The organism is Bacillus sp. AFS031507, from assembly GCF_002584635.1.
Classification (GTDB): domain Bacteria; phylum Bacillota; class Bacilli; order Bacillales; family Cytobacillaceae; genus Neobacillus.
Map to the genome: position 1 here is coordinate 25,669 of NZ_NUOW01000042.1, position 15,739 is coordinate 41,407.

The following is a 15,739-nucleotide window of genomic DNA, read 5'->3' on the forward strand; positions in this document are numbered from 1 at the left end:
CCCGCGGGCATTAGGAGACCCTCCTAATTACCGTGAGGACTCTTTTTTCTTGCCCGCGGGCATTAGGAGACCCTCTTAATAACCATGGGTTCCTTTTTGCTTACTTTCGGGCATTAGGAGCTCCCCCTCCACTCTTCTAACCAACTTCGGGCAAAATCAATCCAATAAATCTGGCTGCTCTTTCACAATCCGATTCCACAATGGCTGGAATTGGAACCAGCCTGCTTCATGGGTTCCGACGGTTTCATACGTTGAAGCGGCATTTAGATCATCAATAATCACAGGTGACCCTACTCCCTCTGCAAGCAATTGCGCCTGGCAGGAACGTTCCATTGTAATAAACCACCAGGCTGCTTCATCCACCGATCTTCCGACTGTCAAAAGCCCATGATTTCTAAGAATACAAGCCTTTCGATCTCCTAGAGCTTTTCCAATCCGACGGCCTTCTTCAATGTCCAAAACAACTCCAGTAAAATCATCAAATAATGAATGATCATTATAGAAGGCACAGGCGTCTTGAGTAATCGGGTCAAGGAGTCGGCCGAGAGATGACCATGATTTACCATAAACCGAATGAGCATGGGCAGCGGCAATGACATCAGGACGTGCGGCATGAACTTGTGAATGGATGGCAAACGCAGCACGATTAACGGGATAATTCCCTTCAACAACAACACCATCATGGTTACAAAGAATTAAGTCAGAGGCTCTAATCTGGCTAAAGTGCATCCCAAACGGATTTACCCAAAAATGATCCTTCCGCTCAGGATCCCGTGCAGTTATATGTCCGGCGACTCCTTCATCAAAGCCAAATTTAGAAAATAAGCGGAACGAGGCCGCTAACTTTTGTTTTAAATGCAGTCTTTCCTCTTCAAATGAAGTGAAAACTGGCGGCTTATAGCTCAAAACCATTTTTGCAGACATATCATCACCCTTTAAAAATTGATAGTAATAAACCCAGCATAAGAAGAAATCCTTTTAATGCCGGGCTCTAATTTCAATTTCTGATCATCTAGTTAGTATTGGTGATACACTACTTCACCCTTTAAAACATCGTTGCCTTGTTGATTCACCGCTTGTACAGTGAAGCGCAATTTATTTTCCTGCTTTTCCTTCAAAGTCGCTTTGAGGGTAACGACATCATTCAAAAATACCATGCCTTTAAAACGGATCGAATAATCTTCGATGAAGCCTTCATCATAGTATTCCGTAAACAGCTTTGCCAGATTTCCCATCGTCCACATGCCATGAGCAATAATGCCTGGCAGTCCCGCCTTTTTCGCCTCATCGTCGATTGTATGAATCGGATTAAAATCCCCTGAAGCACCCGAATATTTAATCAGGTTCATCCTTGATACAGGCTCTAATTGAATTTCTTTAACCGATTCGCCAATGTTTAATTCAGTAAGTGTACTCATCGGGTCAACACCTTCCTCACCGCTTCAGAAATGACAACCGTTGAGGTTGAACTGAAAATGGTATTTCCTGCCGCATCATCGCCATAGCTTTCGAGAACGAGGAAGCCCATTTCACCAAAATTACCTTTTTTCTCAAAGTAGTTCTTTACCTTTGAATAACAATAAACCTCTTCACCCACTAATAAAGGACGAACGTAATGAAACGTTTGTTCACCGTGAATTAATCCTTTGTTAGGAAGGTTTAAGCCTTCAATTACACCGTAATCAAAAACCCTTGGAAAAGTTGGCGGGGCAATATTCTTTCCATATCTAGACTTTGCGCCAACTTCCTCATCAAAATAAATGGGATGAAGGTCGCCAATGGATTCCGCAAATTTCTTTACGGCTCCCCTTTCAACAACATTTTTTACCTTGTTAGACTGTTTGCCAATTTGATCTTTAAACAATTCATCTCCACCTCACCTAATTAACATTTTGGTCCGCCGGCTACATAGATGACTTGCCCACTTACGAACGATGATTTTTCATCTGCAAAGAAGGCAACAGCATTAGCAATATCCTCAGGCTTGCCACTTCTGCCCACTGGAATATTTGAAACACTTGCTTGAATTAATTGTTCAAAAGAAATACCTATTCTTGCAGCAGTTTCTTTTGTCATATCGGTTTCGATAAATCCAGGGGCTACAGAGTTGGCGGTAATTCCATATCTTCCAAGCTCAATTGCCAATGTTTTGGTAAAGCCTTGAAGACCTGCTTTGGCAGCAGCGTAATTGGCTTGGCCGCGATTTCCGAGAGCCGAAGTGGAAGATATATTAATAATACGTCCGTATTTTTGCTCGACCATATATTTTTGCGCAGCGCGTGCAGCATTGAAAGAACCTTTCAGATGGACATCCATTACGGTTTGCCAATCAGAATCTGTCATTTTAAACAACAGATTATCACGAATCACACCGGCATTATTGACAAGGATATCAATTGATCCGAAGGTATCATGTACCTCTTTGGCAGCTGCCTCCACCTGCTCAGAATCCACAACGTTGGCAACTTTGGTATAAACTTCATAGCCCTTTTCTCTTAATTCATTTGCTGTTTCACTTAATGCCTCTTCGTTTAAATCGATGATGGCTACCTTTGCACCTTCGCTTGCAAAAAGCTCAACAATCCCCTTTCCAATACCACGGCTGCCTCCAGTTACAAATGCAACTCTTCCAGCAAATCTTCCTGCCATTTCTCTTCCTCCCAAAATAAATATTTCTAATTAGACAACGCTTTCAAAAAGCTTTTAAACGTATTGACCAACTTTCACATGCCCTTTAAGAAGGTTACGAGAAATGATCATCCGCTGAATTTCATCTGTTCCATCGTAAATTCTCCAAAGTCTAGCTTCACGGTACCAGCGTTCAATCGGCAATTCTCTTGTATAACCCATGCCGCCATGAATTTGCAGCACGCGGTCAACGACTCTGTTACCCATATTGGCGCCATATAATTTAGCCATAGAAGCCAAATGTCGGTTGTCTTCACCTTGATCAAGCGTAAATGCCGCATTTAATACAAGCCAGCGGGCCGCTTCAATTTCAACTGCAGAATCTGCAATTTGCCATTGGATTGCTTGGCGCTCAGCTATTGGCTTGCCAAAGGTAATCCGTTCCTTGGAATAATCAATCGCCATTTGTAATAAACGTTCTGCAGCACCGACAGCCCTTGCACCCACGATCCATCTTGCAAAACCAATCCATTCTAATCCAAGGTTATAGCCTTTGTGAAGTTCACCGAGGATATTTTCCTCCGGAACACGAACATTATCAAAAACCAAACCAGCTGGACCCCATTCACCCATAGTATGTATATACTCAGATTTCCAGCCCATTTCACGGTCAACAATAAAGCAGGTTACGCCTTCACGTCCACGAGTCTCCTGATGCTTTTGTTTATCAGTAATGGCAATTGCCATTACGAAATCTGCTTCATTTCCGCCTGTAATAAAAGTCTTTTCACCATTAAGGACCCATTCACTACCATCTTTAACGGCCGTCATTTTGATATTCTGTGTATCTGAGCCTGCGCCAGGTTCGGTCATCGCAAAGCAGGACTTCTTATCACCATTGATAGTTGGAATGAGATATTTCTTCTTTTGTTCTTCATTCGCATAGTAAAGGATATTATCAGCAGAACCGCCGAAAGAAAAAGGAACGAATGTTTTGGAAACTTCCATTAATACAATTGCCATCATCATCTGACCTAAATCGGCACCGCCATATTGCTCTGGAGTATTAATTCCCCAGAACCCAGCTTCTTTAGCCTTTAATTGCAGCTCTTTCAATTTCCCTGGCGGTAGACTTGGTTTGCCTTCGCGTTCATTTCTAAGAACATCGTTTTCTAGTGGTATTAATTCTTTTTCTACAAATCTTCTAATTGTTTTTTGCACCATTTTCTGTTCGTCTGTCAGACGCAAATGCATAGTAATCACTCCATCCTTATTCTTGGAATCTAGTTTTTTACCCTTAAAATAATATGCAATGACACATTAGATTATTAGAGTCCCAAATATGCAGCTTTAATTTCCTCATTCTTTAATAAAGAACTAGCCTTGTCTTCAAGGACTATTCTTCCCATCTCTAAAACATAGCCTCTATCTGCCATTTTTAAGGCCAAGTTCGCATTTTGTTCTACTAGCAATATACTATGGCCTTTCTCATGCAAGGTCCGAATAATACTGACTACATTTTGTACTAACACAGGACTTAAACCTAATGAGGGCTCATCAAACATCAAGAGCTTAGGCTCTGACATGATTCCTCTCCCAATGGCTACCATTTGCTGCTGTCCACCGCTTAAACTGCTGGCAAGTTCATTCCTTTTCATGTACACATCTGGAAAATATTCATAGACCTTTTCCAGTAACTCTCGCAAACTTGCACCTTTTTTCGATTTCTTGTATCCCATTTCAAGATTTTCTTTTACTGTCATATCAGGGAACAATTGTCGTCCTTCTGGGACAAGCGTAATCCCAAGATTGTTGGTCTTATAATATGGAGAATTTGAAATATTTTCTCCATAATAATTTATTTCACCCGATTCTATTGGTTCAATCCCTGCAATTGCCTTAAGTGTTGTACTCTTGCCCGCTCCATTTGCACCAATTAAGGCAATCATTTCTCCTTCATTAATATGGAGAGATATTCCTTTAACCGCTTTAATAGGACCATATGAAACATGAACGTCCTTTAACTTAAGCAAATTCCACACTTCCTTCCTCTTTTGTGTGGTGATCCTCATCAGGAGTACCAAGATAAACCTCGATTACCTTAGAATTATTACTAATCTCCTTTGGAGTGCCTTCCGCTAATTTTGCACCCTGATCTAGAACAACAATATAATCACAAAGATTCATTACAACCTTCATATCATGTTCCACAATTAAAACTGTAAGGCCTTTTGTTTTTAGTTTTTTAATAATTTGAACTAGTTTAGCGGACTCCGTTTCATTCATGCCTGCTGCTGGCTCATCCAATAGTAATAATTTTGGATTAGCAGCTAGGGCAATCGCAATTTCTAGCTTTCTTTGTTCACCATACGGAAGACTTTTCGCTTGTTTTTCTTGCTTATCTTCTAATTCCATTAGCTTTAATATTTCAATTGCTCTTTGTTTACTCTTATTTTCCTCTTCGATGTACTTTTTCCGATTAGTAAAGGCGTATTTTAATAATCCCTTCACTTCCAAATGCTGCCCCGTCAGAATGTTATCTAACACAGAAAGTTCTGAAAACACGCTTGTATGCTGAAAAGTTCGAACCATTCCTAATGATGCAGTCTGATGGGCATTCAATTTAGTTATATTGGTACCGTTGAAAATTACTTCTCCCTCTGATGGTGGTAAAAAGCCACTTATCAGATTAAAACAAGTCGTTTTTCCAGCACCATTGGGACCAATTATACCAACTATGCTTTGCTCCTCAACTGTAAATGATATATTTGAATTCGCACTTAAACCTCCGAACCGTTTACTTAAATTGGAAACTGATAATAAAGTCAAATTATGACACCTCCTTTTCTTTCTCCATGCTACTTTTTAAATGTTGTTTAGGCTCTTTATCCTTTTGCATTTTTGTACTAATCACTTTAATCAGATTGGCAATCCCCTTAGGCATAAACTTAATCGATAAAACTAATATGATACCGAATACAAGTAGTTGGACTTCCGGGGACATCCACAAGAATTCTGGAATAACTGTGAAGATAAAGGCACCAAACAATGGTCCTAGCAAGAATCCTTTTCCACCGACAATTACCATTAATAAAGCTTCAGTTGTATAATGGACGGATAAAAGATCAGGGGTAATAATTCCAACAAAAGGTGCGTACAATGCCCCAGCCAACCCCGCAATAATGGCTGAAATCGTAAAAGCAATAATTTTATATTTAGAAACATGAATTCCAATTGAACTTGCTAACAGACTTCCTTCTTTTATGGCTAAAATTCCTCTCCCAAAAGGTGTCCTTAATGTGAATTTAATAAAATAGATGACTCCTACTAACAATAGACAAACAAAGTAGTAATAAATCATTGGATCAGTAAGAGAAGTTTGCGTAAAGGGTATTATTGGAGAAGAAACACTTAGCCCCATGGCGCCTCGGGTAATATCTGTCAGATTAAGAATGATTAGGCGAAACACTTCTGCGAATGCCAGCGTAATGATGGCAAAGTGAACACCTTGGAGACGAAGTGATAAAAATCCGACACACATTCCAACAAAGCCGGTTAATACTAAGGCAAGGAGTAAACTAATAAAATACGGAAATTCTAAGCTTTGATTTATTAAGGTCGTAAAGTATGCACCTAAGCCAAAAAACGCAGCATGACCAAATGATATTTCACCAATGTAACCGACAATAAAGTTTAGGCTTAAAGCAAAGATCGAGAAAACCCCAAATGTGATGATAATATTTAAGTAATAAGGATTATTAAAAATAAATGGGAGAGAAATTAAAATTAGTAATATTAGGATGAAAGGCAGCTTCTTTTTCATTATTGTGACCTCCTTTGAAATCCAAAGATTCCCTGAGGACGAATTAATAATACGAGAATCAAGATTACATAACCAATAATATCCTTCCAAGAGTTCCCCACTAAGGACGATGCCCCTGTTTCAACGAATCCAAGTAACATTCCGCCGATAATTGCCCCAGGAACACTACCTAACCCACCCAAAATAACGATGACAAAACCTTTTAACATAACACTCGTACCCATTGTGGGTGTTACATAGGTGGTTGGTCCGATGAGGATTCCAGCAAGTGTGGCTAATAAAACCCCAAAGATGAAGGTAAAGGAATAGATTCGTTTAATTGAGATCCCTGAGACCATGGCCCCCATTCTATTCTGTGATACGGCCCGCATGAGCTTCCCTAAATGACTGTGCTTGATAAAGAGATTTAGCAACACGATGACCACAATACCCAAAAGGACAATGACTATTTTTTGTTGAGTGATAAAAACATTTCCAATATGTACGACACCGTTAAACGGACTACTTATTTGCCTCGGAGTCGTTCCATATGCAATGGCAACCATGTTCAATAAAACAATACTTAAACCAAAGGTGGCAAGTAATGAGTTTAAATGATCGGTATCAAGTAATGACCTGAGCGTAAATTTTTCAATCAACCATGCAATCAAGCAAATGATGATGATAGTCACAATTCCTGCCTGGAAATAATTTAATCCTAATTCTTGTTGAAGGATATACGATCCAAATGCCCCAAGCATATAAAATTCACCATGGGCAAAGTTGATCATTCCTAATATTCCGAAAATTAACGTTACTCCTAAAGCAAACAAGGTATAAGTTAATCCAATAACTAACCCATTCGCTACTAATTGATTGATAATTTCCAAAAATATATCCACCTTTCTTCCTTTTAAATATAAGTATCATTCTTTATTCAATATGGAAATAAACAAGGAAATCATTGAATTTTTAACCAAATAGCTTCTCCAATAGAAGCTATTTGGTTAGTGTCTATCAATCTACTGTTGATATGGAACTACTTTACCATCCTTAACAGTTAATGGGATAACTTCTCCTAAAGCTTGGCCGTTCTCAAACTTTAAATCACCTCTTGGTGACTGCCAATCTTCACTTTCTAAAGCTTTAGATATAGCCTTATAGTCAGTGGACGATCCTGCTTTATCCATTGCTTTTGCCACAAACCAGATGGATTCAAAACCTAACATTTCCACTTTTTCCGGTTTATGATTGTATTCTTTTTCAAATGCGGCTACAAATTCTTTGTTCATCTCATTATCAATGGTATTTTGATATAGGTCGGCAGAAATGATTCCTTCTGCAACATCACCTGCTAACTCCACCATTTTTGAATTGATATTACCGGGTGCAAGTAACTTCATCGTGTTATTAAAACCAAGCTGATGTGCTTGTTTGAAAATCGCTGAATTTATTTCAATGCCAGCACCAACAACATATAATGCATCAGCATTGGCTGACTTTAACTTTGTTAACGGGTTAGTAAAATCTGTTTCAGTAAAGTCAAAAAACTCAGTTGCGACGATTTTGGGTTTCCCACTACCAGACCAGTTTTTCTTCAAGGCCTTTAATTCAGCTTGACCATAATCAGTGTTTTCAGCGATGACCGCAACCGTTTTAGGTTTAAGCTGTTCTGCAATAAACTTGTGGAAAGCCTTTCCATCCATATCATTGGTACTATTTAGTCGGAAACGGAATGAATCACGGTCGGTCATAATCTCTGGAGCTTTTGAAACAGTAACAACATTTAATAATTTATTTTTAGCAACATCTTTTGTTGCCATGTTAACGGAACTGTTTAACCCTCCAGTAATGGCATTAACTCTGTCACTTTCAATTAATTTCTTAAATTTCGTTACACCTAACTCCGGCTTTGATTGATCATCTTCAGTTACTAAGGTAATTTTGCGTCCTTTTAATATCCCGCCATCATCATTAATCATTTTGGCTGCCAATTTCGCACCATCTAATGTTTGCTGTCCATACAGGGCTGATGGTCCTGTCAATGGAAGAACCGCACCAACTTTTATGTTTCCGCTTTCATTTTTACCAGAACCATTTGATGACTGTGTACATGCTCCTAAAATTAAAACCAATACTAACATTAAAGCTGTAAGTATTCTCTTCCTCATAATTACTCCCCCTTTAGTTTAACTACTTTTATAACTTGCAAGTTCCATGCCAATCATAATACCTAATAAACGGCCTATTCTACGTTTCGATTTAGAATTTCACCTATATAATAATCCACCCTTTACCGGGATTAACGTACTTTCATTGAATAAAACAGGTCTCTTACATCGTTTGAACTCTTTAGTTATTAAAATAACAACATAATACCAATAATAAAAATCATTGAAGCGACCTTTTAAATTCTAAAAAGAATAATAAGGTCTCTTAATCAAATACCATTTACACACTTATGTTTTAATATCTTGCCGTCACCATTTTCTTTCTTGTATAGAACTCCACTCCGTCCGTACCATTCGCATGAAGATCACCGTAGAAAGAATCTTTCCACCCGGAGAATGGGAAAAACGCCATTGGTGCTGGTACTCCAATATTAACTCCTAACATACCAGAGTGGATGGTTTCACGAAACTTACGTACGCTTCTGGCATCGTTCGTATAGATACAAGCACCGTTTGCAAATCTAGAATTGTTTGCAATTTCAATAGCCTCTTCTAATGTTTTGACGCGTATTACAGATAATACTGGTGCAAAGATCTCATCCTGCCAGATTTTCATTTCTTGTGTAACATGATCAAAAATAGTCGGTCCAACAAAATAACCATCACCTTTTACCGCTGCGTCTTTCCTTCCGTCACGAATGAGGCGGGCTCCATCTTGAACGCCTGATTCAATATAGCCCAACGTGCGCTTCTTATGTTCATCACGTATCACTGGCCCTAGGAATACGGTTTCTTCCAATCCGTTTCCGATTACGATGTTGTTCGCTGTTTCTACTAATCTTTGAATCAGTGCATCTGCAACTTCTTCCTGTACTGTTACAACAGAGGCAGCCATACAGCGCTCACCTGCAGATCCAAATGCTGCACTAAAAATTTGGGAAGCAGCATCTGCAAGATCCGCATCATTTAACACGATGGAGTGATTTTTTGCACCTGCTAATGCTTGAACACGCTTCAAATTTTCCGTTCCCTTTTTGTACACGTATTCTGCCACTGGCTGTGAGCCTACGAATGAGATTGCTTTGACAAGTTTATGCTCAAGTAACCCATTTACTACATCATGCGCACCGTGAACGATGTTCAAAACACCTTTTGGTAATCCTGCTTCATTAAATAGCTCCGCAAGACGATTAGCTAAAAGTGGAGTACGCTCTGATGGCTTTAAGACAAATGTGTTGCCGCATGCAATTGCAAGTGGAAACATCCAACATGGTACCATCATTGGAAAGTTAAACGGGGTAATACCGCCTACCACTCCGATTGGATAACGATACATACCAGATTCAATATTAGTAGCTATATCTGGAAGTTGTTTTCCCATCATTAATGTTGGTGCACCAGATGCAAATTCTACACACTCAATTCCTCGTAATACTTCACCATGGGCTTCTTTGAAACTTTTTCCATTTTCAATAGTAATTAATCTAGCAAGTTCATCCCAGTTGTCTACTAACAATTGCTGATATTTAAATAGAATACGAGCACGCTTTGGAACTGCGACTTGTGACCATGATTGAAAGGCTTCGTTTGCCACTTGTACGGCTTTGTCTACATCTTCTTTTGCAGAAAGAGGTACTTCTGCGATTATTTCTCCTGTTGCAGGGTTATAAACAGGCTGTGTTTTAGTAGTAGAACCTTCTACCCATTCTCCCCCGATATTGTTAAACAACACTTTTGATTGTACTAACATACTAAATTCTCTCCTTTAGATAAAATTATGGAAAAACAATAACAACATCTGAATGAAAGAAATGTTTAGTATGCTTGACTAGTTACTGGTCCTTGTTTCGCCTTTTTCATGGCCTCACGATAAGGCATAGTTGGAGCTTGCCATTCATCTGTATACACATTAATTACACTTGGACGGTTTGCTGCAAGTTCACGTTTCAAGATTGGTCCTAAATCTTCTATGTTTCGAACGTTTTCTCCAACGATTCCATAACTTTCAGCAATCGTTCCAAACTCGTAACTTCCTAACTCAACAGATTGATTATTTCTATCGAAATTAAGTTGCTGTGTCCATTTTGACCATGATAAAACTGCATTATTAAAGACTACATTGATAATTGGTAAATTTAGTTGTTTAAGAGTTGCTAGTTCACCAACATTGTAACTAAATGCACCATCACCGCTAATAGCTATTATACGTGATCCTGGACGAGCCATAGCTACTCCAAGAGCAAATGGCAGAGAAGAACCTAATCCCGCAGCTCCACGTGGAAGAATGATTTGACGACCTTGTCTTTTTAATTCCAGGAAACCTCCAGCCCAGCCACTTGAAAAACCAGCATCGCAAGTAACAAAATCATTTTCTCCCAATTGGTCCACTATAGCTTGAACAGCAGCTTGAGGCCAAATAGGATTATTTTTACTGTAGCACTCCTCAGTGCGAGCTAGTAACCACTTCTCTTTTTCTACTTTGACTACATTTAACCATTCACTAGAAGTTTCGAAGTTTGAACCCTTCAACTCCACTAAGATTTGTTTTAGGACTTCGCGTGCATCTCCCCATAATGCAACATCTGCGTTAATCACTCGTCCGAATTCAGCAGGATCCACATCGATATGAATTAATTCCTGATCTGCTCTTGGCCAAGTCCAACGATAAGAGCTATTTTGAGAATGCTTATATCCAATTGCAAGAATTACATCTGCTTGGTCAGCAACTACTTTTGCACATGGACTTCCTAGCTCACCCAGTACTCCAAGGCATAAGTCACTAGTTTCAGCCACACTTCCTTTACCAGTCAATGTCGTTACGACTGGAATCTTATAATTCTCTGATAATTGGGCAATCTCATCATAAGCTTGAGAAAGTTGAAGACCTCCGCCTGCAAGAATAATAGGCTTCTTAGCAGCTGTAAGGAGATGTACTGCTTTAGCAATTTCAGATTCAGGTGCAGAACATCTGAATTTAGGGTGATTACTAGTTCCTGATAGCGGTTCCAAATCTGTTGTCGCTTGGAAAACATTTTGAGGTATCTGAACAACAACTGGGCCAGGACGACCTGAAACTGCCGTATGAATAGCAGCACCTACTACTTTAGAAAGCATTTCAATACTTGGAACATTAAATGTCTCTTTAGCAAAAGGCTTTAACATTTCAAGTTGATTTCCACCTTGGCTAATACGTCCATATTGTTGCAATAGAACAGAATTTTGTGGGTGATCACTTACAAGTACTAGAATAGGTACTGAACTATTAAAAGCTTCCATTAGTCCGGAAGGGAATTTAGTAGCTCCTGGGCCTACAGTAGCATCACAAACACCAATTCGACCTGTTACTCGCGAAAATGAATCTGCTGCTAAACCTGCTGTAGTTTCATCTCTAATCAAAATATGAGTGATATCTTCTTTACGTTGATATAATGCATCATAAAATGCATTTGCCTGTCCCCCTGGCATTCCAAAAACATGAGTTACTCCATGTCTAATAAGTGTATCAACTAACATATAACCTCCATGACGCTGCATAACTATTCCTCCTATGAATTAGTATTTTTATAGAAAAGATATGGTTAGAAATCTACTAAGGACCAACTTATAGCTTAAAGAGTACCTTGGTCTGCTCTTTGTTTTTAAAAGCTTGAAAGGCCTCTTCCCACTGCTCTAGGTAATAAAAATGATCAATCAGACGTGAAAAATCGACTTTTCCATCTTGAACAATACGAATCCCAATCAAGTTTCGTGTGTCCAATACTCCCAATAACTTTAATTTCCTTATAAGCAATTTTCATAAAATCAACAGTTATGGGTGTGCTCCGAGTGCCTATTTGCACATATTGGCCGCCTCTTCTGCATAACTCTAAACCTTGATTTACGCCTCCTGCAGTCCCTGAGCACTCCAAAACAATGTTTGGGCCTTGGCCGTCTGTTAAATCCAATAATGAAGCCTCACTATTATTTTGATCAGAAACTAAAACCAAATCAGCTCCCACTTTTTGAGCTAACTCAAGTCTCTTCTTGTCTTGCTTAGGTCCAGCTACAACAACTGTAGCACCGTAAGCTTTACAAAGAAGTACTGTCATAAGTCCAATCGGCCCAGGACCAATCACAAGGACCACATCGGATGGCCTAATTGTAATTTGATTCAAAGCATGTACCACTACTGTAAAAGGTTCTAATAATGCTGCTGTAACCAAATCAATTTCTTTAGGCAGAACGTGGATTTGATCTTTATTAACTTTTACATATTCAGTAAAAACTCCATCATGATCAAAACCAATTCGAGTCTTTTCCGTACAAAGGTTTTCTCTTCCTCCAAAACATGATTCACATTTCCCGCATGAAGAATAAATCGTACGGGCCACAACATTCGTGCCGATCACTAAATCCTGCACACCAGTACCAACTTCTGCAACTTGACCACTAAATTCGTGTCCAAGGACCAAAGGATTCTTATAAGCATGATAATGTCCATCATATATTTTCATGTCCGTTCCACAAATGCCGGCAAAGTGTATTTTAATGACCACTTCATTATGGCCCGGTTCTGGTTTAACTACTTGTTGCAATAAAACATCTCCAGGATCAAAGCTTTGTTTAAGTAAGGCTTTCACCAATAATTCCTCCAATTCATTTCAATGAAATGCTTCCCTGGTGTATTTTAACAATCCCCAACAAAATTAATTACTATATCATCAATCTTCCACCATTTATGTCTATAACTACTCCAGTAAGATAACTTGATTGAGGAGTAACTAGAAATAGAATAGTATTTGCCACCTCTTCAGGTGTTCCTAGTCGTCTTAATGGAATATTATTTATTATTTGTCGGTTTACTTCTTCTGCAACATCTTTAATCATTGGAGTGTCAATGCGTCCTGGGGCAACTGCATTTACATAAATTCCACTTGGACCGAGTTCTCCAGCCATTTGACGCGTAAGAGAAATAAGACCTGCTTTACTAACAGCATAATGAGCTCCAGTAACGGCACTATAGGATCTTCCAGCTTGAGAGGCAATATTCACAATATGACCACTTTGATTTTCCTTCATTAATTTAACAGCAGCCTGCGAGGTATAAAATGCTCCATGTAAGTTGATGTTTATCACTCTATGCCATTCTTCTACATCCATGTTTTCCACTGGAACTCGTCCGTTTTCTCCTTTTGGAGATATACCCGCACCATTTACCAGAATGTCCAATCGCCCAAACGTATCTTTTATAACCTTTGCAACAGATTCAACACCTTTTTGATCTGAGACGTCTAGTTGAATGGGTAAAGCCTCGACACCTAAATCTTTTAATTGGATAGAAAGGTCCTGAGCACGGTCGAAATCTATATCAGAAACGACTACGTGACTACCTGATCTTGCTAAAGCTTTACATGCCGCACCTCCTATACTCCCGGTGGCTCCTGTTATCCAGCTGACAGCATTATTTAAATTCCCCATATAGTCGCTCCTTTGGAAATGGTAACAATTTAATAAAAAACAAATTGTTACTAATTTTATTTGTTTAATGAGATGTAAATTGTTAAAGAATCAAAAAATAAACGTCTAAAGGGATATACCTCCTATAATTTTTTGAACATTTTGAATTTCATCCTTTGATAAAAGTGTAAAAAATAGTTATCAATATGTAAAATACCAAAATGATATGTTATCCATATGTAACTCGTATGTTTTATGAATATCAACGTAAAAACCCAATTTATAAAAATAACAATACCTAAGTCTAAACAGTTATAAAAAATCCATCTCCTAAAAAACAGAGATGGGAATGTTTTTTCTACTAAACTAAGAAACGTCACTTAATAGCGCAATACTTAGTGATTAAGTTCTTTAATTTTAATACCGTAGGATTCGTCTCATTTTGCCGCCATATAACAGCAGTAGGTATGTAAATCTCCGATTCTCCAAATGGTACTATTTCTAAACCATCTGTCGATTGGTAACAACCAGACTGCGGAGCAAGTCCGATTCCCGGTCCATGTTTCACCATCTTAAGAAGTGTAAGAACAGTTTCTGTATGTCCGATGATAGTAGGTTTTATCTTAGCTTCTTCAAACCTCTGGACAATTTGTGCGAAAGCACTATGGGTAGTACTTCCACGAATTAAAACCAATGGCCTCCCCTTTAAATCCCTCGGTAAAATTTTCTCCTTTGCAATTAATGGATCATCTTTACGAAGAACAACTCGAATAGGATCGTTTCCTAGGATAGAATAATTAAGTTCTGTATTATGGATAGGTAAACGAGTAATCCCCAAATGAGCTTCTCCACTTTGTACTAATGAAACGATTGTTTTTGAATGGCCTTCTTTAATTGAAAAATGAATATTTATGTTTTCGCTCCATATATGTGCCAACGCCTCACCTATCGTAGCCGAAAAAACGGGTAAAATAGCTAACGTAATATTTCCCATAACTAAATTTTGAGGATCTGATAAATAGCCAAGAAGTTCATGATATTGACGAAGGATAGGAGTTACCTTTTGTAAAAGGAGTTTTCCTTCTTCAGTCAAAATGACTCCCTTTTTGTGTCGTTCAAATAACATTACCCCCAGATTATTCTCCATATTTAGAATTTGTTGGCTAAGGGGTGGTTGTGACATGTTTAATTCCTTAGCAGCCCTTGTAATGTTTCCTAACCTTGCCACTGCTTCAAAATACTTAAAATTTCTAAAGTCCACTCGTTTTCACCTGACCTATCCATATATTCTAAATTTTCTGATTAATATAACCATAGTTTATTTTATCATTTTTTCAATTATCATATGCTGGGGATATGATATTAATATTAGAAATATATTGTACATTTGTAAAGTGTTTGTTTATCATAAGAATACAAGATTATGAAATATCAGTATTTTGTCAAAATTGAAAGATTTATTAACTAAACGTAGCTGTATGGTCATTGCTGATGATTTTTTCTTCCGCTTTCAATAATCATGCTTTTCTCCTTATTCCCATTTGCTCTTGAAAAAAATTCAAACGCTTACATTTAGCGAATGTTCTAAATTTATTTAAAAGGAGGTTCTACAAAACTTTAGAGATAAAGCTTTTACTTAATATGCGAGGAGGAAAATGATAATTTATTCTTCAAATGTAAGAAATGACCCTGAAGTAGGAAA

Annotated in this window: 15 protein-coding genes; all 15 read right to left on the reverse strand. The window is 38.3% G+C overall.

What is annotated here, in order from left to right:
* Positions 1 to 156: 156 nt before the first annotated feature.
* Positions 157 to 924: a class II aldolase/adducin family protein gene (locus COE25_RS26680; RefSeq protein WP_098934795.1), complete on the reverse strand. Its 768-nt coding sequence runs from the start codon at positions 922 to 924 to the stop codon at positions 157 to 159.
* Positions 925 to 1,016: 92 nt separating this feature from the next.
* Positions 1,017 to 1,418: a MaoC/PaaZ C-terminal domain-containing protein gene (locus COE25_RS26685; RefSeq protein ID WP_098934796.1), complete on the reverse strand. Its 402-nt coding sequence runs from the start codon at positions 1,416 to 1,418 to the stop codon at positions 1,017 to 1,019.
* Positions 1,415 to 1,864, reverse strand: coding sequence for a MaoC family dehydratase N-terminal domain-containing protein (locus tag COE25_RS26690; RefSeq protein ID WP_098934797.1), 450 nt, complete (start codon positions 1,862 to 1,864; stop codon positions 1,415 to 1,417). The genes COE25_RS26685 and COE25_RS26690 overlap by 4 nt, the downstream gene beginning before the upstream one ends.
* A gap of 20 nt (positions 1,865 to 1,884) precedes the next feature.
* A complete protein-coding gene (locus tag COE25_RS26695; protein ID WP_098934798.1) occupies positions 1,885 to 2,649 on the reverse strand; it encodes a beta-ketoacyl-ACP reductase in 765 nt (254 codons plus the stop codon).
* Positions 2,650 to 2,703: 54 nt separating this feature from the next.
* A complete protein-coding gene (locus COE25_RS26700) occupies positions 2,704 to 3,882 on the reverse strand; it encodes an acyl-CoA dehydrogenase family protein (RefSeq protein ID WP_098934799.1) in 1,179 nt (392 codons plus the stop codon).
* A gap of 74 nt (positions 3,883 to 3,956) precedes the next feature.
* Positions 3,957 to 4,670: an ABC transporter ATP-binding protein gene (locus tag COE25_RS26705; protein WP_306573013.1), complete on the reverse strand. Its 714-nt coding sequence runs from the start codon at positions 4,668 to 4,670 to the stop codon at positions 3,957 to 3,959.
* Complete coding sequence (locus COE25_RS26710; protein WP_098934801.1) at positions 4,654 to 5,457, reverse strand: ABC transporter ATP-binding protein; 804 nt, start codon at positions 5,455 to 5,457, stop codon at positions 4,654 to 4,656. The genes COE25_RS26705 and COE25_RS26710 overlap by 17 nt, the downstream gene beginning before the upstream one ends.
* Position 5,458: 1 nt before the next feature.
* Entirely contained in the window at positions 5,459 to 6,451 is a 993-nt protein-coding gene (locus COE25_RS26715; RefSeq protein WP_098934802.1) for a branched-chain amino acid ABC transporter permease, read from the reverse strand.
* The gene (locus COE25_RS26720; protein WP_180247623.1) at positions 6,451 to 7,320 is read right to left on the reverse strand and encodes a branched-chain amino acid ABC transporter permease; all 870 of its coding nucleotides are present in this window, start codon (positions 7,318 to 7,320) and stop codon (positions 6,451 to 6,453) included. Before COE25_RS26720 ends, COE25_RS26715 begins: the two co-directional genes overlap by 1 nt.
* Before the next feature lie 132 nt (positions 7,321 to 7,452).
* Positions 7,453 to 8,601 carry an ABC transporter substrate-binding protein gene (locus COE25_RS26725; protein ID WP_098934804.1) on the reverse strand — a complete coding sequence of 383 codons (1,149 nt, stop codon included), beginning with the start codon at positions 8,599 to 8,601 and terminating at the stop codon, positions 7,453 to 7,455.
* 295 nt (positions 8,602 to 8,896) lie between these two features.
* Entirely contained in the window at positions 8,897 to 10,351 is a 1,455-nt protein-coding gene (locus COE25_RS26730) for a CoA-acylating methylmalonate-semialdehyde dehydrogenase (RefSeq protein WP_098934805.1), read from the reverse strand.
* A gap of 65 nt (positions 10,352 to 10,416) precedes the next feature.
* On the reverse strand, positions 10,417 to 12,135 hold the full coding sequence (locus COE25_RS26735) for a thiamine pyrophosphate-binding protein (RefSeq protein ID WP_098934806.1): 1,719 nt from the start codon (positions 12,133 to 12,135) through the stop codon (positions 10,417 to 10,419).
* A gap of 152 nt (positions 12,136 to 12,287) precedes the next feature.
* A complete protein-coding gene (locus tag COE25_RS26740) occupies positions 12,288 to 13,220 on the reverse strand; it encodes a zinc-dependent alcohol dehydrogenase (RefSeq protein ID WP_180247624.1) in 933 nt (310 codons plus the stop codon).
* A 73-nt stretch (positions 13,221 to 13,293) separates the two neighbouring features.
* Positions 13,294 to 14,058: an SDR family NAD(P)-dependent oxidoreductase gene (locus COE25_RS26745; RefSeq protein ID WP_098934808.1), complete on the reverse strand. Its 765-nt coding sequence runs from the start codon at positions 14,056 to 14,058 to the stop codon at positions 13,294 to 13,296.
* Between the two features lie 355 nt (positions 14,059 to 14,413).
* A complete protein-coding gene (locus COE25_RS26750; RefSeq protein WP_098934809.1) occupies positions 14,414 to 15,298 on the reverse strand; it encodes a LysR family transcriptional regulator in 885 nt (294 codons plus the stop codon).
* Positions 15,299 to 15,739: the final 441 nt, after the last annotated feature.